Genomic DNA, 24,215 nt, shown 5'->3' with positions numbered 1-24,215 from the left:
GTATTAAACTTATATTATGTTTTATGGAGGGTATACGTACATAAAATAAAATGTTGCAATTTTGATTAAAAAAATGTTTTTATATTGTAAATTATACCAATACCCAAAATCTCTAAATTTGGATTTAAGTAATTTATACTGAATGAAGTAATAAGTATTTTTTACTCGCGGCTAGCGCAAGCATGAAAGAGAAGGGACTATTTAATTATAATTTGCTGCTAATATGATGCCAAACCAGAAGAATGAGTACTTGGTTAAAAAAAATTAAATTCAGATATCCAGTAATAGGCCTTTTGTTTTTTTATCAGTCAGGTTTTGCTCAGGTGCACTTGCCTCTTAGTTTAGGCGTAACCTATCAACACGGTTTAGTACTGGTACATAGTCCTAAAATAAGGCACCTGCAAGGGGTGCAGCCCCAAGGAGTTGAAATAAACCTGCAATACCAGACTACTGGCACTAAATTTTGGCACCAACAATACCAGTATCCCCGGTTAGGTTTGTCGATTATTGCCCTTAATTACAAGGAGCCTACTTTGGGCAAATCACTGGCGGCCAGTATTTACCTGAATAAATTAATCCATCGGCAAAAACAGCATACCTTGAGCATGCGCATCGGTACCGGATTGGCGTATTTCAGTAATCATTTTGACCGCCGCCTAAATGCCACGAATAACGTAATCAGTGCCCCCTTCAATGCCGTTATTCAACTACGAACCGAATACGAACGCCTTATTAATTCTACGTTTTCGGTAGTTGCAGCAGCCGGTATAAACCATTATTCTAATGGTGGCAATTCTAAACCAAACTTGGGAATAAACATTGGCACTCTTAGCCTGGGCGTAAATTTTTACAGTTATCGAACGATTGATCGCCTGGTGCAGCCGTGGCCAGTCGTAAACCACCCGTTAACTTTTACTATAAGCGGGAGCGCCGGCGTTAAACAACGCGACGATTTTGATACAGTTTCGTACGTGGTTAAATCCGCGGCTATCGCGGCCATGCGCCAACTTAATCCAAAAAGTACTCTACTGCTAGGACTAGAAGGCTTTTACGATCCGTCGTTAATCCCGCGCCGTAATTGGGACCCGCGGGTAAAACCGGGCACTTCGCCGGATATAAAAAGAGTTGCGTTTAATTTTGGGCACGAGTTAGCTATTGGTAAGTTAGGATTTGGGACTTACGTGGGCTGGTATGCTTACCGGCCCTACAAATCAGATGCGCCTTTTTACCAGCGTTTAGAAATGCGCTACCCCATTACCCGATTTATTTACGTAGCTGCTGGTTTAAAACTGCACGATCTCATTAAAGCCGATGTAATTGAGTACCGTTTAGGTTTACGGCTCTGGAATAAGCAGAAATAATCTCTACAAACAAAAGCAAATAGTAATCAACGGTATTAAGTACCATCAGCTCTTTTAAACTTATATAATTTTAATTTTTTAACTTCGGCAAGTCGTTAATCAGCATTTTTTAAAACACCGCAAGTTTCGGGTGGTTCACTCCGTTTTTAAAAATTACATTTGTTAAGTTAATCAATGAAAAGATGGGAGCCCAAACGCAGACTAATTATAGCCGTATTGCTGCGGCCATTACTTACTTAAAAAGCAATTTTAAGACCCAGCCAGGTTTAGACGAAATAGCCGAAAAAATACACCTGAGTCCTTTCCATTTTCAAAAGCTTTTTACCGAATGGGCCGGCGTTAGTCCAAAAAAATTTCTACAATACCTAACGGTACAATATGCCAAGCAAATGTTGCAAGAGCAGCAGGCTACCTTGTTTGAGGCGGCTTACGCCAGTGGATTGTCGGGACCGGGCCGCTTGCACGACTTATTCGTGAACCTAGAAGGCATGACACCCGGCGAATATAAAAATGGGGGCGAGAACCTGGCTATTAATTATAGTTTCGCCGATAGTCCGTTTGGTACAGTCCTAGTGGCTTCTACCAGTAAAGGTATTTGCTACCTGGCATTTGCCGAAGAAGAACAAGCCGCTTTTTTAAAATTGCAGGCCAAGTTTCCAAAGGCTAGTTATCAGCAACTAGTAGATACAGCACAGCAAAATGCTTTGTATATTTTTAATCACGATTGGAGCCAGTTAAACCAGATTAAACTACACCTGAAAGGCACCGAGTTTCAATTAAAAGTATGGGAAGCCCTTTTGAAAATACCCCATGGCCAATTAACTACATACGGCAAAATAGCCAAAAAAATAAATTTACCCAATGCTTCCCGGGCCGTGGGCACAGCCATCGGCGACAATCCAGTAGCCTTTCTGATTCCGTGCCACCGTATTATTCAAGCAACAGGTGTTATAGGTGGTTACCATTGGGGAAACATTCGGAAAGCCGCTATTATTGGTTGGGAAGCTGCCAGCAACGCAGTACAAGAAAAGGCTTAAACCCAGGGCCCGCTGCAGGTTTCAGGCTAATTACTGGTAATATTAAATTTTAAATTATAGCAGCGAAGATGCTATCTGTTTCCATTTTCAAATCAAATAATACTCCTCTAGTAAGTCGCCGGCCTGATATTATAATGCTTGTGTTTTACTGCTTATAAATTGAACAACGAACCACTACTTACTTGGCTTACCATATTTAAAACAGCAAAAGCTCCATCAAATCCGATTTTTTAAATTTTTAATCAAAACAGAAGCTAAATACGCTTACAAAAGCTAAAACTTTTATCTATTTATATTATTATATACAAAGATGAATTTAGCCGATTTCAAACAAAAAAATTTACAGCAAAAAACCAACTTAATTTGGGGGCAAGGAGATTTCCTGGCAATTCGCTACAGCCATAATTGCAATGTTTGCCTGTATTCCATGGGGAAATTTTATGCCGAGATTTGGTACCGTTTGGCCGACAACGAAATTCACGCGATTAAAAGTTTTAGCTGCTGCTCGCATTTAGATTCTTACTTAGCCCTGATAGATCTTTCCGAGATAAACCAACAGAATAATTTGCTACTATAAATTGCTTATTTTAAGATTTAACTGAAAATTCTTTACTTATCTGAACGCTACTTTAATCATTGCATTGGTGCAACTAGCGTCTAAGCTTTACGCATTTCTTGTGGTTGTTCTAAAACATTCTGGTTCATCGGTAATAATTTTTCCGGATAGGTTTGCAGCCGAAATAAATTTCTTATTTCATTAGTAAAGTTGCTTTTACTGTTAATCTTACTTTCTAAATATTTAGTACGCGAATATCAGCAGCCACTCTGGCCTTGTGCGTATCCCTTAACTATCTGTAAGGCCTAAAAACGTAAGTTTTTTTAAAAAATCATAAAATTATAAGGTTTCAGTAGCTCTGCTGCGTTATCTGCTTTTATCTTAAGGCTGATTTTAAGCAGGAAATTATTACCTGAACTGCTTATCTGGTCCTAACTTCAACGATAAATACTGTAGATAATAACTAACCGGAAAAGTTGCATCAGACTTATTTTGCCGGACTGAACCAAAAAAGAAAGCGTTCGGGTTAGTTTTGTACCCTATCCTAACCTTTTAAATTAGTATTGCTTTACCTGGCCGGTTACATTAAAATTTCGGTGATGTACTCCATGGCATTTTACCCTATTGGGCTAACGCCATGGCACGAAATTTCGAAAAATCCTGCTCTTTTAAGAAGCACCTTATTTCTTCTTAGTAGTTAAAATAACATTCGGGTTAATGTAACAAGTGCCTACCAGCTCATCCGGAATAGCAGTAAAAGAGTTTCTCCTATTTTGTCTGGATTTTACGTTTAATTTTTATCTGATTCCTGCCTAGCTAGGGTAAAAACAACCAAGCTCCCGCTAACCCAAAAAGTTGAAAATACATTTTTTATAGTTTTCATTTTATTTATTGGTATATTTTGTTGTTTGTTTAGATTCTGATAAATGATCACCAAAACAAAGCATACTAAGGCACCGCTCATCCGTAAATGCCTGATTTACTAAAATACATATTTTTACGTAACTAAACCGGAAGATTAACAAAATACCGCGGGTAAATGGCCTTTCTGAGAATATAAATAACAATGCAGCAATGGTAAAAAAATACACTACCAAACTGGCCCAAAAGCTACACTTATCTTCCGGCAAGCTGGCACCCTGGCTGCAGCTTTTTCCTTTCTTGTTTTTAATGGCGGTACTTATTACCAACACAAGCGCTTGGCTAAATGGTGCTCCTTGGTATAGCTCCGTGCTCAATGGCTGGTTGTTGCTGGGCTGGCTGGCAGGCACCGGATTAATCTATAGATTCCGACCGAAGTAACAGTTCGTTTTCATTAACTGCCCGATTGCAACGGGTGATCTAGCAAGCCGAAAAATTAAAAAACAGCCTATAGTTCTAGGGCGAAGAAAAGTTATTTAAATTTTAATATTTTAACCTTAACTCCAGATCCTTTTATGAAAATGTTTAAGAAGAATTTTTGTTATGTACTCATCAGCTTAGTAATGGCTCTGGGAAGTTGTCAGCAAAATAATGCTGGTGCCAGTAAATCAGAGGAAAACCCGCCGATGGAAGGATTTGATCTGGCCGGCTCCGACCCTCAAGCTATTGTTATTGCCGATAAAGTAATGGCGGCTCAAGGAGGTCGCCATAACTGGGATGCGACCCATTACCTGGCCTGGAACTTTTTTGGTAACCGGAAACTCATCTGGGATAAATACACGGGCCAAGTACGGATTGATTATCTGAAAAACGACACAAAAGTTTTAGTTAACATTAATAATGGTAAAGGCCAAGTATTCCGGCAAGGCGCCGAAGTAACTCAGCCCGATTCGTTGGTTAAATACTTAGATCAAGGAAAAAAAGACTGGATTAATGATTCGTATTGGGTTTTTATGCCTTTTAAACTAAAAGACTCTGGTTTAACCTTAAAGTACATTGGCGAAGACACCACCCAGGCCGGTACTCAGGCCGACGTTTTACGTCTTACTTTTAAAGGTGTAGGAACAACTCCTAATAACGGTTACAAAATTTACGTGGATAAAAACAGCCATTTAGTAACGCAGTGGGCTTATTTTCAGGATGCCAGCCAGCCCGAACCAAATTTTATTCTTCCCTGGAAAAACTACCAGACTTACGGTTCTATTAAACTTTCCGGCGACCGGGGCGAACGCCAGATTACCGATATTCAGGTTTTTAATGAACTACCCGAAAGTGTATTTACCTCTTTTTCTCCCGTTGATTTAACGCAGTACGCAGCCACAGCTGCTACTAAATAGCTGGTTATTTTCCATAAAGCTTGTATCCGGAATAAACCGATGATCGCGGTTAACTCTAGTACCAAAGTTTCTGCTGCTCCAGGGCCGTACGGAGTAGCAGAAACCTTTTAACGAGGTGCAGTAACCAATAGGCTTGGCACGGGTTTGTCGTACTATTAAGAAGTGGTTCGTTATAAATTATTTATTGTCCGGATATTACATCGATAAAAGCCAGTAGCCTATAATTTAGTACACTATAGCCTTGTTTCGAGGCTTTTTTTTGTTGGTAGCAGTTGTTAACAGCCTAGCTTATAACTACCTACTCCCAACACCTAAGTTAATTTTTAGCCAAAAAGGTACATTCCTTTTTTCTTGTATTAATAAGAGCAGGCATACTTTAGGTGCTAGTTGTATTTAGTACAGATTTGTTTAAGGTTCAGCATTTAATACAACACAGGCAGATTAGTAATCCTTTTTTCGAGTTAACTATTACTAATTTACTTAGCTATTTAAAATAGTTAAAATAAGTTATTTAGCTCCGCTCTGTTTGCTTTGGGCATCAAAAAACTCCCATTTCTTTTAAAAATTTAAAAACTTCTTTCACCAGCTCGAATAAAGCGCTTAGAAACGCTAAAGCTTTAATACCAATAATAATTTTTTCCTGCCAATCCGTAGAAGAATTTGCGCGAGTTTTTTTAATTTTCATGACACGACAACCTATTTAGCTTATTGTATACGGCGTTTTATTACTAATATATTTGGCAAAAACCATCTTTTTTTCTACATTTCAAAGATAATTAACTAATTTATTTAGTAATAAGTTTACAGGAATAACCGGTCGCTCAAAAAAAGTAGAACTTTCCTAAATTTTTTAAATTTTAGAAGTTTTAAAGGGTATGTTTACTAATAATTTTAGAAATAAGTATCTACTAGTAGCTCCTGCAGGAGGTAATAAAAAAGCCAACGGTGTCTGTTGGCGGCTTTACTACTAGTTTTTTATAATTATTATTCGGCTTATTTATTTCATCAGCAGACTCGCTATTTTAGGATTGGTTAATTACAGATAAGTACTTAAAATATTTTAGATTATAATATACCCTAGCGCTGTAATGTACAAAGGTTTGATTGTCGGGTAACAAACTCCTCCAACTACTGCTTAGCTTTTTTAATTTATTGCAGTTGTAAATACAAAATGGCAGCTATACTGGCGCCTAAGATTGGACCAGCAACTGGTACCCAGGCGTAGTGCCAATCGCTGTGGCATTTATTTTTCATAGGAATAATGGCGTGTACCAAACGGGGACCAAAATCACGGGCCGGATTAATGGCATAGCCCGTAGGACCACCTAAACTTAGGCCAATGCCCCACACCAGAAACGAAACCGGAATAGCCCCTAAGGAACCCATGCCAATTGGCGTTTTATCTGGTCCCATTTCGGGATTGGTAACGTAGAAAATTACAAAAATTAAAACAAAAGTACCTACGGCTTCGCTAAATAGATTGGCCCAAGGATGCCGGATGGCCGGACTGGTACTAAAAACCGCTAATTGTAGCAACGGATCTTCGGTATCATCAAAGTGCCGCTTGTATAATAACCACACCAGCAAAGCGCCCAACATGGCACCCAGCAATTGCGCCAAAATAAACATACCTACCTGATCCCAGTTAAACTTACCGGCTAAGGCCAAAGCTATAGTTACAGCCGGATTTAAATGGGCTCCGCTATACGGAGCCGCTACTACTACCCCGGCAAAAACTGCCAAAGCCCAACCAGTAGTAATAACCAACCAACCACTGTTATAGCCTTTAGTACCTTTTAACAGTACGTTAGCTACTACGCCATTACCTAATAAAATCACAAACATAGTTCCGATTAATTCAGATGTGAAAGGGGTCATAGCTTTTTAACTAATAAAGTTTATAGGGTATGAGCATTACATTTCCATGCTAGCATGCGTTACATCCCCTTCTAGTTTTTTAGATTTAAAGTCGATATGAAAGTTTTCTATTCCTTGATAAACATTTAAATTTAACCATCCTAATTCGATTAACTCGGATGTTTGGACTCCATCAAAATTCATAAAACTAATTACTAATCCAATCTTGATTTTATTTTTAGGATTAATCTTGTAATTACTAAAAGGGACTTTAGGAAAAAACAATTTTTGTTTAACAAGCTTTAAATGTTGTTCTCCTGGAATTAAAACCAGCGGATCATAAGCATCATTTAAAGTTATAGTATTTTCTTTGTTTGAAAATTTAATACTATTTAAATAATTTTCTTTATTCTGATAAAAAACAAAGTAATTCTGGGTTATTGTTGAATATTGATTTCCTCTATTATGATAAATCAATCTACTTTCTATACTTACAGTATCAATTAAATTAAAATCAGTATCAATTATGCTTAACTGAACTTCCTGAACTTTATAAAAAAACTGATAATATATAGTCGCTAACGATATAGTTAGAGCAATAAGTGAAGTAATAATAGAAACCCCTTCATACTTAGTCATTTTAATTACATCTCAATTTTAAAATTAACTGTCGGCCCAAGCCTTCGCTGCTTTTACTGCTCGGTTCCAGCCTTTTATTAATTCTTCCGATTCAAAATTTGCTTCTGGTTCAAAGCTCCGTTCTATTTGCCATTGCTGCTGAATACCTTCTAAACTCGACCAATAGCCCGTAGCCAAGCCGGCTAAATAGGCAGCCCCAATAGCAGTTACCTCGGTTACTTCCGGTCGCACTACCCGGGCCGATAAAATATCAGCCTGAAATTGTAGTAGTAAATTATTAACAGTGGCGCCACCATCCACGCGGAGTTCGGCAATTTGCATATCGGCATCGGCTTCCATGGCTTTTAATACTTCCCGGGTTTGGTACGCAATGCTTTCCAGAGCTGCCCGGGCCAGGTGGGCGTTAGTAGTACCCCGGGTCAGGCCCACAATGGTACCTCGGGCGTGTTGGTTCCAATGGGGAGCGCCTAAACCGGCAAAAGCCGGCACCATATACACCCCTTCGCTGCTGCTCACCGTGCCCGCTAAATCTTCAATCTCCGCAGAAGTGGAAATCAGACCCAAGCCATCACGCAGCCATTGTACTACGGCACCCGCGATAAAAATACTGCCTTCTAAGGCATAGTGTACTTGGTTATTTATTTTCCAGGCGATGGTTGTTACTAGTTTATGCGTGGATATAATGGGTTTCTCGCCAATATTCATCAGCATAAAACAACCCGTACCATAGGTATTTTTTACCATGCCGGGCTGCGTACACATTTGCCCGAATAATGCGGCTTGCTGGTCGCCGGCAATACCCGCTATCGGAATGCGGGTAGCAAACAAAGCGGCGCTGGTTTCGCCCACAATTTCGCTCGACGATTTTACTTCGGGCAACAAACTAGCCGGAATCCGGAATAAATCCAGAAGTTCTTCGTCCCAGGCAAGCGTGTGAATGTTATAAAGTAAGGTACGGGAAGCATTTGTTACATCTGTTACGTGCACCTGCCGACCCGTTAAATTATAAATTAACCACGAATCAACCGTACCAAAAGCTAACTGACCCGCCTCGGCTTTGGCCCGGGCACCGGGTATGTTTTCCAGGAGCCAGTAAACTTTAGTCGCCGAAAAATAGGCATCAATTACCAAACCTGTTTTTTCCCGAATTAAATCTTCGTAACCGCGTTGCTTGAGTTCATCGCAAAAATCAGCAGTACGCCGGTCTTGCCACACAATAGCGTTGTAAATAACTTTGCCCGTTTCCCGGTCCCAAATTATAGTGGTTTCACGCTGGTTGGTAATGCCAATGGCGGCTATATCGGTGGCCTGTAAACTGGCTTTGGAAATAGCTTCGGCGGCTACCCCTACCTGTGTCGACCAGATTTCGCTGGCATCGTGCTCCACCCAGCCGGGTTGCGGATATATTTGCGTAAACTCTTTTTGGGCTAGCGACACTATTTTTCCCTGCCGGTTAAACACAATAGCCCGCGAACTGGTAGTACCTTGGTCGAAGGCAAGAATATAGTCTTTCATAGGCGCATTTTAGTGTTTCAGATACACGAATTTAAGCTTTAAGGCCCGCAGCTAATCTTTTTAGCAAGCATTGTAAGGTTACAAGCTTTACCAAAATTTAAAAATTTGGCCTTTCCGGATGCAGCAGTTCTGCTTCCAACAAAACTTGCTTTATTCCATAACTTCCATAGAGTTTAATTCCGGACCGCCACCGTGGTTGCCTGAGCCAGCCGCTATAAATACCTTGTTCTGGTAAACCACCGCTTGGGTACCGTGACGGCCCGTTTGCATGGGCGCTAATTTTTGCCAGGTATTGGTTTTCACATCAAAAGCTTCGGTTTCGTTATGTGATACCAGTTGCGGACTTTCGCCCCCGATTATGATTACTTTACTGCCCAAAGGAACAGCCGTACAACCCGCCCGCTGGGTAGGAATATTCTGAGCCGCCGGAGCAGTACGCCATTTATTGTTTTTAAAATCAAAAACATCTACCTGGGCAACCGTAGTATTTAACACAGAATCTACGCGGGCGGTAGAACGGCGACCACCCGCAACTACCAACTGGTTATCGGCTACCGCTACGGAAACATGATCGCGGGTACGGGGCGCATTGGGTAATTTGCGCCAGGTATTGGTGGCCGGGTTATATTCATCGAACCAGTTTACCTGCCCATCCCAGTGGCCATCGGTAATACCGCATACCACATAAATTTTATTCTGATAAACGGTTACGCCAGCCGAGCCTCGTCGGCGGTCAGCCGGAATTTCGGGTCCTTCGCGCCAGGCATCTTGTTTAGGATTATAAATATAGATACGGGGAATGGGAACTTCGTGCGGATAGCCACCGGTAAAAGCGCCTACTACGTAAATTTCATCTTTAAATGTTACCGCTTGAAAATGACTCATTTCTAAGGGTGGAGCGGCCCGTTTTTCCCACCGGTTGGTTTTTGTATCGTAGCGTTCTACGGGTTTTACCTGCCGGCCACCCAAAAGAAAGAAAGCATCACCCACCCGGGCAAAAGCATTTTCGTGGCGCGGTAGTGGTAAGTTTTCCGGGGCAACCGTTTTCCAGGGAATCGCCATTTTATGGTAAAAACCAAAGCAAACCAAGCAAGCAACAACTACAAAAGGCATTAGTACACGTTTATTTTTCATAGTAATCAAAGGCAAATAAATTAGAAATCAGTTCTCAGATTTAATTCAGAAAAATGAATAAAATAAATGGAAAAGCATAATGTAATTTAAAATTGATGGAAATAAAATCACCTCACTACCTCATACATTCGGGACTTGATTAAACTAATGAATAAAGGTTTTTTTATAATAACCAAGTTATCATTTCCGGCTAAGCATATACTCCGGATATTTTAAATCGTATTTTTTCGATTTAACATTTAACTTGATAACGGCGCCTTAAAGCTTTTGAACTCCGTGTAAGCTTGCTTATCAAAGCTCCTAAATCCGAATCAGTTACAGGAAAGCGCTACAGGCACTTTAAAATTTAACAATTCCTATATAAAGTAGACGAGGTTTTAAGCTAATTAAAAGCAATATCTATATATTTAACTTTTTGTACTTTACAATTTAGATTAACGGAAAGTACCTATAAGAATCGGCTATTAACTTATAACCCTACTGCACCTACATTTATGAAACAGCCTCTACTTTACTTTTTTAAATTTTTCCTGTTTTTCAACCTTTTCTACCTGCTTAGCTATTTAACTTATTCCCAAAACTTGCAACGTAAAAATCTGGAGTTTACACCTCTACCCGATTCTTTTGCGCAATTTGAATGGCTAGATGCAGATGGCGATAAAGATTTGGATGCGCTGGTATTTAATCAGAATAATTGGGAAAACAAAAAAGAAAGTGTCCGGCTTTATGAAAATAGAAACGGTAAGTTTATTGAAGTGATGAACCCTTTTGGTGCTCCGGTAGATTTAACGCCCCTTAGCTATATATTTGGTGATTATGATCAAGATGGCGATATAGATTTTTTAATTCAGGATTTTAATCGGCTTCGGGTAGCTCGTAATAGCAATCGCCTTTCTTTTACGCTGCAAGATTTACCTGAAATAAGTACAAACAGCAGCAAACCCATACTACATTGGCTAGATATAGACAGTGATGCTGATCTAGACATTATTACTACTGATCCTACTTCTTTTGCACCGGTTGTTTACTTAAATCAACAAAATACCTTTACACAAGCACCCCATCCCTTGTCTGCCTCCCTACAATCTTTTGCTTTTGCCGATGTTAATAATGATGGGCTACCTGATTTTGCTGGTGCCAAAGGCCATACTAATTCTAATCCAATTTTTTTACATATTAATAGAGGAGATGGTTTGTTTGAAGTAATAAATCAGGAGTTACTATCCAAATTTGCTGATTATGGAAAAATGCTTTGGTCGGATTTGGATGGAGATCGTGACTTAGATTTGTTTTTAATAACGGATTATGGACGATGCATTATTCTGCGTAATCTTTTTATTCAAACCGGCCAGCCGAATTTTGAAAATGCGTACCAAATCACTGATTTCCTGTTTCCAAAAGTAGATATTGGTGATATCAACCAAGATGGTTTACCAGATTTGATTTGTACCGGAGAAGTAGCCTCCCAACCAAAAACAGTTATTTACCTGAATCAATCTAATAAAACCAGCATCCAATTTGAACAGAAAGATCTAAATATACCAGCAACGGCCCGTCATTTAGATCTGGTGGATTTGAACCAGGATCAAGCTTTGGATTTATTTTATATTTCCAGCAGTACCTATAACCAAGAACCCCAATTTGAAAGTTATCAGAATTCAGCGGTAAAACCTGGTTTTAAGCTACCAGTCCCCACTAAGCTTCAATCAGATCAAAAACAAAACGTTTTACTTTCCTGGGATCCTATTAAGGCGCCAGGTACTATTTCTTACAACTTAGAATTAAAATTAAACAATAAGTTATATAAATCTTCCCTGAGTTTACCTGATGGCCGTTCATTATGGCCGCAAAACCCCCATAAACAAATCTTAAATAAACTAGAGCTCAAGCATTTACCGGCTGGCAATTACCAATGGCGCCTACAAGCCGTAGATGCTGCTGGGCGCAATTCTGCTTTTTCAACATACCAATCTTTTACAGTTGCGCCCGGCCCAACTAACCTGGTGTTCAAACAACCGGCATTAACCCGGGTACAATTGCGCTGGGCTTATCAAGGCGATTCCAGTCAAAAAGTAATTATTTTCCGGCGATCGGCTAACATGCCACTTCAGCAAATAGCCACCTTACCTGCTACTATTATTTTTTTCGAAGATTCATCCATCTTTACCAATCGCACTTATGACTATGTCGTTAAAGTCGAACAAGGAGGCGTATTATCTGCTCCCAGTAACCAAGTGCAAGTCAATACCAAACAGTTTGTCAAAAAAACCTTTCCCGCTCCGCGTCCCCGTGCTGTTCCCGGAATTGGTCAAGCAGCGGATGTGGACAATGATGGCGATTACGACTTTGGCATGCTCGCCAGAAAAGGTTATATCGGCCCGCCCACTACTTTAATTAAAAATAATGGCAACGGTACTTTTACCGCTTCCGAATTAGCAACGGCGATGGAAGGAGGCATCGAAGCTCGAAACTTTATTTTTCGGGATATAGACAATGATGGCGATCAGGATTTTTGTGCAACGGTCGAACATTTTGTTTACGTTTTTGAAAATAAGAATGGCCTCTTCCAGAAAGCATATACTTCGCCCCGTTATAACTTAGTGCTTCAGTTAGCCGTGGAGGATTTTAACCACGATGGTCGCCCGGATCTTTTATTTTCTCATTACAATGGCGATTACGTAGGTAATGGATACCAACTTTTGCTACAAGGCAGTAGTTTTTCTTTTGCGGCGGCTTCTTATCACTTTATTCCGGAGTACAGCCAATTAATAGGTGATTTTGCAGTAGGCGATTTGAATAATGATGGTTTTGCCGATATTCTGTTTGGCGGCAGCCACGTAACGAATGAAAAAGCTAAAATCTTTTATAATTTAAAAGGAAATACTTTTGCTGCGCAGGAGACTGAAATACCCAGTTTAGGGGGCTTTTGGCTCGTAGACTATAATCAGGATGGCAATTTAGATATTATTCGAAGCAATTCCGGCGGGGAGGATTATCTGCTGGTATACGAAGGCAAGGGCAATTTACAATTTAACAGTGAGCGCGAAATTACAATAACAAACGCGCAACTCTCTGGGGTCTTAGATGTTCAAACGGCGGATATTGATTTAAACGGGCAACCAGATTTACTTCTATCCAGCCGCGATCGTCTCACAATATTGCAGTCCCAGGGAGATGGCAACTATTTTCCAACCGTATTGCCATACCCATACTATTGGGAAGACCGGCTTTTAATTACGGATTTAGAGAACGACGGCGATTTAGATCTATACCACGAAGGTTTTTATAATTTTTACGAGAATAAACTCCGCTCTACCAAAAGTAAGCCCTTACCAAGTATTCCGGTGCCTACCAACATTAGCGTTAAACCTGGCAATCAAACTAAAATTTCCTGGTCTCCCGTTCCTAGTAATTATCCAGCTCCAGCCATTAGTTACAACTTAATAATAAAAAATGCGGCTGGTAAAATTATAATGCACTCCGAAACAAATGAAACCGGCACTTTCCGGCGCCGGTTGGGGCCTGGCAATGCTGGAAACCAAACTAGTTATAGCATTAACAATCTTCCGGCGGGGGAATATAGCGTACAAGTGCAAACAATTAACGCTTCTTTTCAGTCATCTGCTTTTTCCAAGCCGCAGCGATTTCAAATTTTGAATGGCCCCCAAAAGCTGGTGGTGGAACGAATTCTACTAAATAAGGTACGCCTTACCTGGCAAGAAGTAATTACCGGCGAAACCAAAATCATAGTGGAACGCCGGACTGCTGATACGGACTTTTCGATTATTGCACAGTTGCCTCCCAATAGCATTACTTATACCGATGCTAAACTAAGTTATAATAAAAGATATACCTACCGGGTATCTGCCTTAATAAAAGATCAATCTTCTGCCGGTTCTAATCAGGTAACCTGGAATACCGGTCTATTTGCGTTAAAACAAAAACCTGGTCTGCCCAGCATGGTTGAAACGAAAGTAGAAGTAGCTGATTATAATAATGATGGACGCTTGGATCTGTCTGTTTTTGGTAATCCTACTATGGAATCAAGGAAAACGGGTAATATAAAGATTGTAGAAAATACTAAAACAGGTTGGATCAGTCATTCTCTAAATTCAAATAATATAACTTACACGCAAGAATTACAATTTTTCGATTTTAATGGCGATCAACAGCTCGATTTATTTCGGTTTGGGTCTGGTAGTAACTATCAAAATATTTCTGAATTAAATAGTAATAAAGGAAATAATCAATTTCAAACGGAACCAAGTGTATTTACGAACAAACCACAAAGCATTCTGGGATGGTGGGATATAGACTCTGATAATGATTTAGATGCTTTTACCTTTGAAGCAGGTGCTGCTTTTCCTTGGCCCAAAAGAGTTTTCCAAAACAACGGCAATGGCAATTTTATTTTAAAAAAGAAGGTCCTTATTCTTGTGAAGGATGTAGTTATGGGTTTGTATCAAATGATTACGACCGAGATGGAGATGAAGACCTGCTGCAATACGCTAACACTTATGAAGGCGGCTCAGGTTATTACTTTATAAATAATAATGGCAGCAAACTAATCCAAACTAAAGTTGTGATACCCTCAAGTGATGGACATCCCATCCGGTTAGTAGATTATAATAATGATGGTTGGACAGATGTATTTATTCTGCGTAAATACACCTCTAGCTATATTGGCAATGGCGAACTTTATAAAAATCAGGGAGTAGATGCCAACGGTTTACCAGTTTTTATCTTGGTAAAGGGCGATTTCCCATCAGTGAATATAAATGATTGCGAATGGGCAGACGTTGATCATGATGGAGATCAAGATTTTTATCTGGGCACTACCCCTTTTGGTATTTACCTGAACGAGGGTAATGACTCCTTTTCCGAATACATACCGCCTTTCGTTTACTATGATCAGAACCAAGGCCGATTGTTTGATTTTGACAATGACGGTGACCTGGATATTTACTTGAGAGGGCCTTATGCAAGTACCGAAGGAAGAGCCATAGTATTAATAAATCAAATAATTGTGGGCCCCAGCAGCTTACCTAATCAGGCTCCTCAACCGCCTACTAATCTTTTAGCCGTGCAAGACGAAAAAGGCATGCACCTGAGTTGGAAAGCGGCAACCGACGACCTAACTCCATCCGCGGGCCTAACTTACGATGTTGTTCTTTATCGCAATGGAAAAGCTATTACTAAAGCTTTTCTAGATCCGTTCACGGGTAACCGGCAAAAGCTTGCGCCTGGTCGCGCTCTTTCTAAATTAACCTTAAAAAACTTACCCGTTGGAGCTTATACCTGGAAGGTACAAACAGTAGATGCCGCTTACCGAGGTTCCGCTTTTTCAATGGTTGGAGATTTCTTTTTCAAACCCGAAGCTCCCCTGATTAACGACACGCTTATTTATCGGTGTGGCCGAGAAATTACTTTAAAAGCTATAGGAGAGAAAATTGAATGGTTTAAAGACCAGAAATTAACTATTAAGTTAGCCAGCGGCACTTTCCAACCTCGGGTAACGCAGGTAGTTTACGTAACCCAAACCAAAAACAATGTACAAAGTGTTGCTAATAAAGTAACCATTACCATTTTAGAAAGACCGGAGAAACCAGTGTTAGATGCCAATAATAGATACACGTATTGTAACCCTTATACCGGTATGACCTTAATTTTACAAGCGGCTGGCGAAAATTTAAAATGGTATTCTGATAAAGAACTTCAACAACCGATAAATTCAGGTACCTGGATTTCAGTGCCGGCCGAGGAAAAGAAATATTTTGTCACCCAAACTATTCAAAACTGCGAGAGCTTACCCGTAGAAATAAACGTAGGCCCTACGCCGTTTGATGCCCGCATATTTCAAAAACAGGACACTTTATTTACCGCAGAAAAATATGGCTTATATTATTACTGGTATTTAAATCGGCAAGCGCTGCCTTATGAAAATAAAAGCTTCTTAAAAACGAAAACTCCGGGTACGTATAAAGTATTCATTTACAAAGATGGGTGTTATTTTCAATCCGAAGAGTTTGTTTTTACTAGTTCACAGTCCAGGGTTTTAAAAGAAGTGCAGGTGTATCCCAATCCTTCCTCCGGAGATGTATTTGTAAAGTTCCCCAAGCAAGTAAGTAGCGTAGAAATTAAAGTTACGGATGCTTTGGGCAGTCAGGTTTATCAAACCTACCAACAAAAAAGTACGGCTGCCCTATTACAAGTACCTGCCAAACAATGGAAAAAAGGATTTTACTTCTTACACCTGATGAGTGGTCAGGAAAAAGTAATAGTGAAAGTCATACTAAAATAAAATTGACTATTATTTTACAAAATCAGGCATAAACTTATTGTATATTTTTTAAATATTAGATTAGAAATGCAGGTACAAAAAAGCCCGAATGTTATCATTCGGGCTTTTTCTTTATGGTATTGTTTTATTGAACCGGTGGAGAAGAATCGATGGTTGTTTCGTTGGCTAACACCAATTCCGGTTGTGTTTCTTCTTTACCACTTAATTTCTTTTTAAGATAATAAAAAACGCCCATAGCCGCGGCAGCCACTACCTTCCAAAATTTTAAAAGTAATACAAAAAAACCGGCCTTTGCCAAAACTTTACCCGCAATTAAGCCACCAATACCGTACTTGGCTACTTCGTCCATATCCGGGTTAAAGTCGGTATATTGATTGCCTTCCGTAAAATTTACGGCCATTAATATACTCGGAATATTCTTTTTAACGGAAGGTAACACCTGCATCGGGGCAATTACATTTAGTAGTAAATAACCTTTGCGGCCTAATACCCGCACGTTATAATTTAAAGTACTCTCCTCTTCTTCGCCAAATGTAAGTTCTTTGGCCCAATGCAGCTTATGATTGGCGACATCGTAAAAAGGGGCACTGGCCCAACCCACTAATTCTACGGCCGGATAGCCAGCCAACACCCGTTCTTGGTTGTAATCGCGGGTATCTTGCTGCATTTCTTTGAGCAAATCCGCGTAATCTAAATCCTGCGCATCATCATCTTTAATGTAACCTTCTTCGGAGTAGCTAATATGAACGGCATAGGAGTTTTCGGTAAGCGGTGAATCTTGCTCGGGGAACAGCATTCCTAAAGTAGAACTATCCGGTGGATTTCCCCAGAGCTGATTAATAACGTACTGGCTCTGCTGGGCATTTAAAAATTTATAACCTTTAGGTACCTGTAGTTTGGCCAGATTGTCGCCTAATGTAAGGGTACCTGTTTGGTACGTAAAAGACTTTTCGATTTGCTCACGTTCTAAAGCGGCAGAATCTACGGTTTGCGCCCATAATTTAGTTGGTAAAAAGAGCACCAAAAATACCCAAACCTTACGAAGTAGAAATGTTTGCATAAGCTGATTAAAAGAATTTTAAAATTTTTGCTTGTTATATATTAAAATCGCTATACAACAACAATACCATTTCTCCTAATCCGCTGCCTGCTCCCCTATTTGGGTTAGCACACTAACATTTCTACATTAATTGTCTAATTTTTTAAATTTTAACTTTTCTATCCGCTGAAAACTGTATCCAAACCAATCCTCGAAGCACTTTATTTATAACTAAAAACAAAAAAAGGTAGCTAACCACTTAAAAGTGGTTAGCTACCTTTTATAGAAAATGGAATGTAATCTAATCGATAATATTCAATATTACTTTTCTATCCAGAGGAACCAATGGGTCCTTGGAATTAGCTTCGCCAAAATATTGCATGAATATACGTTCTTTGGCTATCCCCCGGTATTGCAGAAAATTTGAAACGGCTTCTACTCTTTTCCGGCTTAACAATAAATTATACTCCGGTTTACCCGAGCGATCGGCATAGCCGGTAAGTTGTAGTCTTTGCTCCGGATTGGCTTTCAAATAAGCGGCGCACCCCAATAAATTATTAAAATTTAAGGACAGAATTTGCGAACTGTTTTTATTGAAGAAAACCGTAGTATCAAATGCAGTTTCATTAACTGGTAAAGAGGTAACTGGTGGCGCTAAAGAGGTAGCCTGTGGCGTGCGGGCTAACGCTCCTTCATAAAAATTTAATCTTTGCCGCAAGCTATCGTTTAAATTAGCCTGGTCTTGCATGTACCGCCTTAACCTGTTATCCAGGCTATTAAAAGCTCTATTTTGTTGTCTTAACTGCGTGCTCAAGGTGGTATCGCGGCTATTTAAGGTATTTAAGGAGTCGTAAGCATAACGCAATTGCAGGTTTTTGCGGTTTACTTCTTCCAGGTTTCTTCGATCATTATCCAGCAGTACGGTAGCACTTGGAGTAACCGGAATCACCGGAGTTGATCTACTCGAATATACCCGGGGAGTTGGTTGGTAAACGCGGGTAGTAGCGGGGGGCCGATAAACAGAGGTTGGCCTTAATGGTTCGGGAGTGCGGGCAATTTGGGATTGTCGAAGAGCGTTTGCCCGTCGGGTACGCTGATCATACTCGGCCAAAGCTTTTTCCCGATCCCGGATCGCCTTTCTTTGCGCGGCCGTTAGTTCAGCATCTTGGCTTATAACACTTTCACGAGTCTTATTTTGATTATTGTTTACGGTAGCCATACTATCCACAATTTGTTTTCTAAATGCCGTAGCGCTTAGAGTATCTGATACCGAGGAATAGTTATTCTCTTTCACCAAAACCGTATCGCGTATTACCACCATTCTGGGCGTTACTGCCCGGGACTCGGGCGAAGCTAAAGTAGTAGACCGGGTATTTAGCTTAGCAATAGTAGTATCGGGTGTTTGATACAGCGAATCCGTTATTGGGAGTGTACCGGGAGCGATGGGTACAGCAGTTGTTCCCGGAGCGGTTGATGGGGTTATAGATGGGGTTATATTAGAGTAAAACCGAGAAGCCTTGAAACTGGAAGGCTTAAAGCCAAAATTATACGCCAAAGACACACCTGTATGCAGAAAACTATTATTGTATTTATTCTGCTGGGGAAACAGGTCGTTCTCCGATTCAGTAGTATGATAAACCGCTTCGGTCTGAAAATCTATTTGCCATCTATCGGCTACCCGAAATTTAAAACCCAAACCAAATGGTAGCGCTTGCTGGTATTGATCGTGGCGGGGAGCATCTTGCAGGGAACTTAAGCCATATCCGCCAAAAAAGTAAGGCGCTACCAACGATGATTCTTTTAACAACCAACCATTATCGGTGTAAAAATAAAGTCGTAACGAGGTCATGCGCGCTTCCGTGGTAAAATAGCCGCCCAGTGGGGCCAAACCCCTGATATTACCCATGGAAGCACTGGCCGCCAGCCCAAACGTTTTACCTAAACTGTGGCCAATTTCCAGGCGGTACCACATATTATCATCGGGTTGCAGGTAATCAATCGTTTTTTGGTTGGTGTTAAAATAATGCGCGATACCCGTATAGCCTTTTACCTGCCACTTATACAGGTTGTGCTGGGCGTAACTAGGTAACCAGCTCAAAATGGAAAAAAATACAAAGAGGGAGCTTTTCATCATTACCGGTTTAAGTTCAACCATAAATTAACTTCCATACTTAAACCCACAAACGGCCGGATGTATACTTTATCCAGATTTAAATCGGTGTTGGTACTGCTGTTTAGTTTATTTTGCAAAACCGTGGCCCCGGCATTTAACCGGATGAAAGGTAGGATCCGGTAACCCAAAGCCAGATAAACGGGTCGTCGCACTACTGGTCCGGTGGCTTCGTTGCCGGGCCCAAAATCTAAATTTTTTAAAAATACTCCGGTGGAGATGCTGGTACGGGCCATAAAAGGCGAAGCAAACGGCTCTTTACCGAACGGAATAGAAATACCCGCGTACGGCGAAGCATCATACGTCAGGTTATCAAATGAGCCGGAATAATATACGCCGCCGTAACCTACGTTAAGAGCCAGAGCATTTTTGGTTTTTTCGGTATTGTAGTCTGCCACTTTTTTGCTATCTGTAAGCGCATATAACTGCACGCCGCCGTACTGGGCCACTTCTTGATTTAACAAGGTTTTTAAGGCAGCAATTTGTTCTTGCGCATACCGGAGCTTTACCGATTTGGTATTGTCGTCTTCTTGCTTAAAAACATTAAAACGGGCCTTTTGCAAATTTACCTCACTCAATTGTTTTAGTTTCAGGTACACCAGGTCAGAAAAACCCGGAAAAGTGTAGTTGATAATGTTGCGGTGCAGCGAAAGACCTTGGTTTACGATCGCGTTTAAATCATTGCGCATGGTTCTGGGGTGTTGCAGCATGGCAATTCCGGAGCGTTCTACCTGGTACGATTGATCAATGTAAGCACCCAGAGCCGTGTTGATCTGGCTAACTAATTGTTGCTGCTGCTCCTGGGATATTTTAGCGTAATAATTTATCAGAAAGGTATATTCTTCGTTGCCGCGCAACGGTTGGTTAACGGGTAAAGTAAAAGAAGTAGCCGGATTGTTCGCCTTATGTTCCCAGGTATTTTGATAAAAAGGAGCTTTATCGGTGTTGGCGGAATGATATACTTTTACTTCTACAATATCAACCAAGGCGCTGGCTTCGCCCGTGATAATAAATTTGCTTTCGGCCGGTAAAGGCTGGCCATCGTCGAAATAAGCGCGTTCGTAGTTAAACAGCACCGTTTTATACTGGGAGAATGCCGGCCCACTTACTACCAATAAAAGCAGGGATAGATAAAATTTCATTTTCATAAACTTACAGGTAAAGAATTTTTAAAAAGCATTAAAAAACCTTGCCCCCCAATTAGAAGCAAGGTTTCTCAATTGTTGATCTCCTAAATGATAGGCTTACGAAACTAGAGGCCAATGCCGATATAAATCTGGGCCACGGAGTTCTTGGAATCTTTGGTTAATTCACCAGCTAAACGAGTATTACCTACTTCGCGCAAGCCGTAATTATAACGAGCCCCCAGGGTAAGATTACCCACATCAAATCCAACACCAATTACCGCTCCGTAATCAAAAGTGTTAAAATCATCCCGGTCTAGCTCTTTAAATTCATTCGTATTTAAATCAGACTTTTTCATGTCTTTAATATTAGCCGATGCCAAGTAAGCCAAATAAGGACCTGCATGCACGTTTAATGGACCGATATTAACTGCAAGAGCAATAGGCACCTGAATGTAGTTTAAATTGAACCGCACTTCACCGGGCTCAATACCAAATACATTTTCGAAAGTAGAACCACCGTAAGTAATCTTGGAACCCGCGCTGGTATAAAGTAACTCGGGTTGAATAGCCAGAAAACTAGTAATCGGCACTTTCGCAAAAACACCTAGGTTCACACCCACTTTTATGTTTTCGTCTTCGGCTTCAGGTTGGTCTACATAGAGTTGCGAAAAGTTTACGCCTCCCTTAATACCAAATCTAGGTCCCGGATTGTCTTCTTGGGCTTTTACCTGACCAGCTCCCAGTAATAAGCAAACAACCAATCCTAATCCTGGTAATTTTTTAAAAAAATAATTGCTAAACATAGTTTCTTTAAATTTAAATAGTTATTATAGGTATAGTGAATATTACTCTGTTATACGCATCCTATAATTAAAGACTAATAAAACTTATTAAATTGTTGGTTTATTTTTCGCATTCTACGTCTAAATAAGCCTTTCTTAGGCGAATGAGAGTAAAAATCAAACCTTTTGGGATGATGCTCAGAATACAGGTCCGCTCCTCCGCTATCATAAGAATCTGCTTACTCTTCTTTGGTATCTATCCCGGGTGAATAATTACCGGCTAAAGCAGATTTGGGACACCATTATCTTCCATTAAACTTCTTTCTAACTTAATTACTAAAAATTAAAAATTTGCTTGCTCCTATAGTTGGGGCAACAGAAGCCGCTAAACTATTTGTGCGGTTTAAGGTTACTTCTTTATGAAAATGTTGGTAACCGGTGCCACGGGCTACATTGGCAAACGATTAGTGTATTACCTGGTAAGTCTGGGCCACGAGGTATACGGCACCGTGCGCGACCGCAACCGCTTTGCGGTGCCGGAAAGCATGCAGCCCCACATTCATATACTGGAAGCTGATTTTCTGAATGCCGCCAGTTTAGCGGAGTTACCTACCGATTTTGACATTGCTTTTTACCTCATCCATTCCATGAGTACCTCGTACCGGCACTTTAATGATCTGGAAGCAAAAACAGCACAAAATTTTAGCGAATATTTAAAAACCACTGCTTGCCGGCAAATTATTTACCTGGGTGGCATTGCCAACGACGCTGAATTATCCCGTCACTTAAATTCGCGCAAGCACGTCGAAGAAATTCTGACTACCGCTAACATACCGGTTACGGTGCTGCGGGCCGCTATTATTATTGGTTCCGGCAGTGCTTCGTTCGAGATCATCCGGGATTTAGTCGAAAAACTACCCGTTATGATTGCCCCAAAGTGGCTCCAGTCGCGGTGCCAGCCCATCGGCATCCGCAACGTAATGGAGTATTTGGTAGGCGTAATAGATAAACCGGAAACGTACAATAAAGTATTTGATATTGGCGGCGCGGAGATTTTAACGTACAAGCAGATGCTGGCTATTTTTGCCGAAGTGCGGGGATTAAAACGCTGGATTATTTCGGTACCGGTACTTTCGCCCAAGTTATCGTCGTACTGGCTTTATTTTGTTACCGCCACTTCTTTTGCTCTAGCGCGCAGCCTGGTGGACTCTATGAAAAACGAAGTTGTTTGCCGCAACCTGGGCATTACCGATTTAGTGCCGTTACCACTCATGAGTTATAAAGAATCGGTGGAACTGGCCTTTGCCCGCATTGCGCAAAACGAGGTAGCCTCCAGTTGGAAAGATTCTTTTTCGAATAGCGAAAGTCCCTTACGAGTTACCGAGTTTATTCAGGTGCCCGAAGAAGGCTGCTTTAAAGACCGCCGCGACTTTGTTTTTACCCGCTCTCCCGAGGCGGTGGTGAATAATATTTTTCGGATTGGGGGCCTGCAAGGCTGGTATTACCTGGATGGCTTATGGCGGTTGCGGGGTTTTATCGATAAGCTTTTTGGCGGCGTAGGTTTGCGGCGGGGCCGCACCAACTTTGCTACTTTAAACCCTGGCGATGCGCTTGATTTCTGGCGCGTGCTGCACGCCGACAAAAAAGAAAAACGCTTGCTGCTGTACGCCGAAATGAAATTGCCTGGCGAAGCCTGGCTCGAATTTAAAATTTTAAAAAAAGAAGAACAAAACCACTTAGTACAAACCGCTACTTTCCGCCCGAAAGGTTTGATGGGGCGCTTGTATTGGTATTCGGTTTTACCTTTCCATTATTTTATTTTCAACGGCATGGCCCGCAATCTGATTCATTACGGGGAGTAATCTGGTTAAAAATTTAAATATTTAGCTATTGAGTAAGGATAACCCTAGGGTGCAATTACTGATATTCAGAACTACTTGCTTTTATTACTTCAACCTTCTATAATAGATAATTCCACCGTCTGCATAACAGTTTGGTTGAGATAAGGTAAGCTTATTATTTTCGATATTAATATATACTTCTTTAAAATATGGATCATCGGTTGAAAGCAACCAGGTATTATCTCGTTTATAACAATCCTTTCTTTGCTTAATCGTATACTTTCCTACAAAAAGAACAGTATCCTGTTTTCTACTTTCAAAAATGCCATTGTTCGTGAGCGTAATAGTCTGTCCGTTGCCAGGAGGTAGAGCAGTATCTGTAAATGGATAACCAATGTATCTTTCATATTCCCACTTACCTGTAAATTTATGGCTTATGTCATTGTCTTTGCTACAGCTTACCATTACTAAAAGGATGGCAAAAAAAGTAATTGTTTGTTTCAGGAAAGGTATATAAATTCTTAATGGGTAATTTTTTAAAAAATATTGTATCAATTGCTAATACTGAATCTGCTGAGTGATTTGCCGGAAGATCTTC

At 40.5% G+C, this 24,215-nt stretch carries 18 protein-coding genes; 8 read left to right on the top strand and 10 right to left on the bottom strand.

All coding sequences use genetic code 11. The features are described 5' to 3' along the window. The first annotated feature begins 293 nt into the window (after positions 1-293). From AHMF7616_RS24395 to AHMF7616_RS24375, 5 genes are all read left to right on the top strand, one after another. A complete protein-coding gene (locus AHMF7616_RS24395) occupies positions 294-1,361 on the top strand; it encodes an acyloxyacyl hydrolase (RefSeq protein WP_158546245.1) in 1,068 nt (355 codons plus the stop codon). A gap of 182 nt (positions 1,362-1,543) precedes the next feature. Continuing rightward, entirely contained in the window at positions 1,544-2,398 is an 855-nt protein-coding gene (locus AHMF7616_RS24390) for a bifunctional helix-turn-helix domain-containing protein/methylated-DNA--[protein]-cysteine S-methyltransferase (RefSeq protein WP_115375262.1), read from the top strand. Positions 2,399-2,708: 310 nt separating this feature from the next. Then, positions 2,709-2,975, top strand: coding sequence for a hypothetical protein (locus AHMF7616_RS24385; RefSeq protein ID WP_115375261.1), 267 nt, complete (start codon positions 2,709-2,711; stop codon positions 2,973-2,975). Between the two features lie 1,053 nt (positions 2,976-4,028). Continuing rightward, a complete protein-coding gene (locus AHMF7616_RS24380) occupies positions 4,029-4,256 on the top strand; it encodes a hypothetical protein (RefSeq protein ID WP_115375260.1) in 228 nt (75 codons plus the stop codon). A 134-nt stretch (positions 4,257-4,390) separates the two neighbouring features. After that, on the top strand, positions 4,391-5,212 hold the full coding sequence (locus AHMF7616_RS24375) for a hypothetical protein (protein ID WP_233507729.1): 822 nt from the start codon (positions 4,391-4,393) through the stop codon (positions 5,210-5,212). 538 nt (positions 5,213-5,750) lie between these two features. On the opposite strand, the gene AHMF7616_RS26570 is transcribed toward AHMF7616_RS24375, so the two are convergent. The 5 genes from AHMF7616_RS26570 to AHMF7616_RS24355 form a co-directional block, all read right to left on the bottom strand. Beyond that, entirely contained in the window at positions 5,751-5,897 is a 147-nt protein-coding gene (locus AHMF7616_RS26570) for a hypothetical protein (protein WP_158546244.1), read from the bottom strand. Between the two features lie 464 nt (positions 5,898-6,361). Then, positions 6,362-7,090 (bottom strand): MIP/aquaporin family protein, encoded by a 729-nt coding sequence (locus tag AHMF7616_RS24370; protein WP_115375259.1) that lies wholly within the window; start codon positions 7,088-7,090, stop codon positions 6,362-6,364. A 36-nt stretch (positions 7,091-7,126) separates the two neighbouring features. Next, complete coding sequence (locus AHMF7616_RS24365) at positions 7,127-7,708, bottom strand: hypothetical protein (protein ID WP_115375258.1); 582 nt, start codon at positions 7,706-7,708, stop codon at positions 7,127-7,129. Between the two features lie 24 nt (positions 7,709-7,732). Next, positions 7,733-9,223, bottom strand: a complete 1,491-nt coding sequence (gene glpK / locus AHMF7616_RS24360; protein ID WP_115375257.1) for a glycerol kinase GlpK — start codon at positions 9,221-9,223, stop codon at positions 7,733-7,735. A gap of 150 nt (positions 9,224-9,373) precedes the next feature. Further along, positions 9,374-10,285 carry a Kelch repeat-containing protein gene (locus tag AHMF7616_RS24355; protein ID WP_449489621.1) on the bottom strand — a complete coding sequence of 304 codons (912 nt, stop codon included), beginning with the start codon at positions 10,283-10,285 and terminating at the stop codon, positions 9,374-9,376. A gap of 653 nt (positions 10,286-10,938) precedes the next feature. Here AHMF7616_RS24355 and AHMF7616_RS27335 point away from each other — a divergent pair. After that, entirely contained in the window at positions 10,939-14,904 is a 3,966-nt protein-coding gene (locus AHMF7616_RS27335; RefSeq protein WP_158546243.1) for an FG-GAP-like repeat-containing protein, read from the top strand. Beyond that, the gene (locus AHMF7616_RS24345) at positions 14,853-16,658 is read left to right on the top strand and encodes a T9SS type A sorting domain-containing protein (protein ID WP_233507788.1); all 1,806 of its coding nucleotides are present in this window, start codon (positions 14,853-14,855) and stop codon (positions 16,656-16,658) included. The genes AHMF7616_RS27335 and AHMF7616_RS24345 overlap by 52 nt, the downstream gene beginning before the upstream one ends. A 124-nt stretch (positions 16,659-16,782) precedes the next feature. On the opposite strand, the gene AHMF7616_RS24340 is transcribed toward AHMF7616_RS24345, so the two are convergent. The 4 genes from AHMF7616_RS24340 to AHMF7616_RS24325 all read right to left on the bottom strand — a co-directional run bounded on the left by AHMF7616_RS24340 (position 16,783) and on the right by AHMF7616_RS24325 (position 21,797). After that, positions 16,783-17,718 (bottom strand): DUF2167 domain-containing protein, encoded by a 936-nt coding sequence (locus tag AHMF7616_RS24340; protein WP_115375254.1) that lies wholly within the window; start codon positions 17,716-17,718, stop codon positions 16,783-16,785. A gap of 280 nt (positions 17,719-17,998) precedes the next feature. Next, positions 17,999-19,852 (bottom strand): OmpA family protein, encoded by a 1,854-nt coding sequence (locus AHMF7616_RS24335; protein WP_115375253.1) that lies wholly within the window; start codon positions 19,850-19,852, stop codon positions 17,999-18,001. Further along, entirely contained in the window at positions 19,831-21,015 is a 1,185-nt protein-coding gene (locus AHMF7616_RS24330) for a hypothetical protein (protein WP_115375252.1), read from the bottom strand. Before AHMF7616_RS24330 ends, AHMF7616_RS24335 begins: the two co-directional genes overlap by 22 nt. A gap of 104 nt (positions 21,016-21,119) precedes the next feature. Further along, entirely contained in the window at positions 21,120-21,797 is a 678-nt protein-coding gene (locus AHMF7616_RS24325) for a porin family protein (RefSeq protein ID WP_115375251.1), read from the bottom strand. A 398-nt stretch (positions 21,798-22,195) separates the two neighbouring features. Between AHMF7616_RS24325 and AHMF7616_RS24320 the strand changes: the two genes are divergently transcribed. Continuing rightward, positions 22,196-23,638, top strand: a complete 1,443-nt coding sequence (locus AHMF7616_RS24320) for an SDR family oxidoreductase (RefSeq protein ID WP_115375250.1) — start codon at positions 22,196-22,198, stop codon at positions 23,636-23,638. An 84-nt stretch (positions 23,639-23,722) separates the two neighbouring features. Here AHMF7616_RS24320 and AHMF7616_RS24315 read toward each other — a convergent pair whose 3' ends face one another. After that, a complete protein-coding gene (locus AHMF7616_RS24315) occupies positions 23,723-24,172 on the bottom strand; it encodes a hypothetical protein (RefSeq protein ID WP_147275780.1) in 450 nt (149 codons plus the stop codon). Between the last annotated feature and the right edge of the window lie 43 nt (positions 24,173-24,215).

It is taken from the genome of Adhaeribacter pallidiroseus (assembly GCF_003340495.1).
In the GTDB taxonomy this organism is placed as follows: domain Bacteria; phylum Bacteroidota; class Bacteroidia; order Cytophagales; family Hymenobacteraceae; genus Adhaeribacter; species Adhaeribacter pallidiroseus.
Note: the sequence above shows the minus strand (reverse complement) of the source record. Positions and strands in the feature narration are given on the sequence as shown.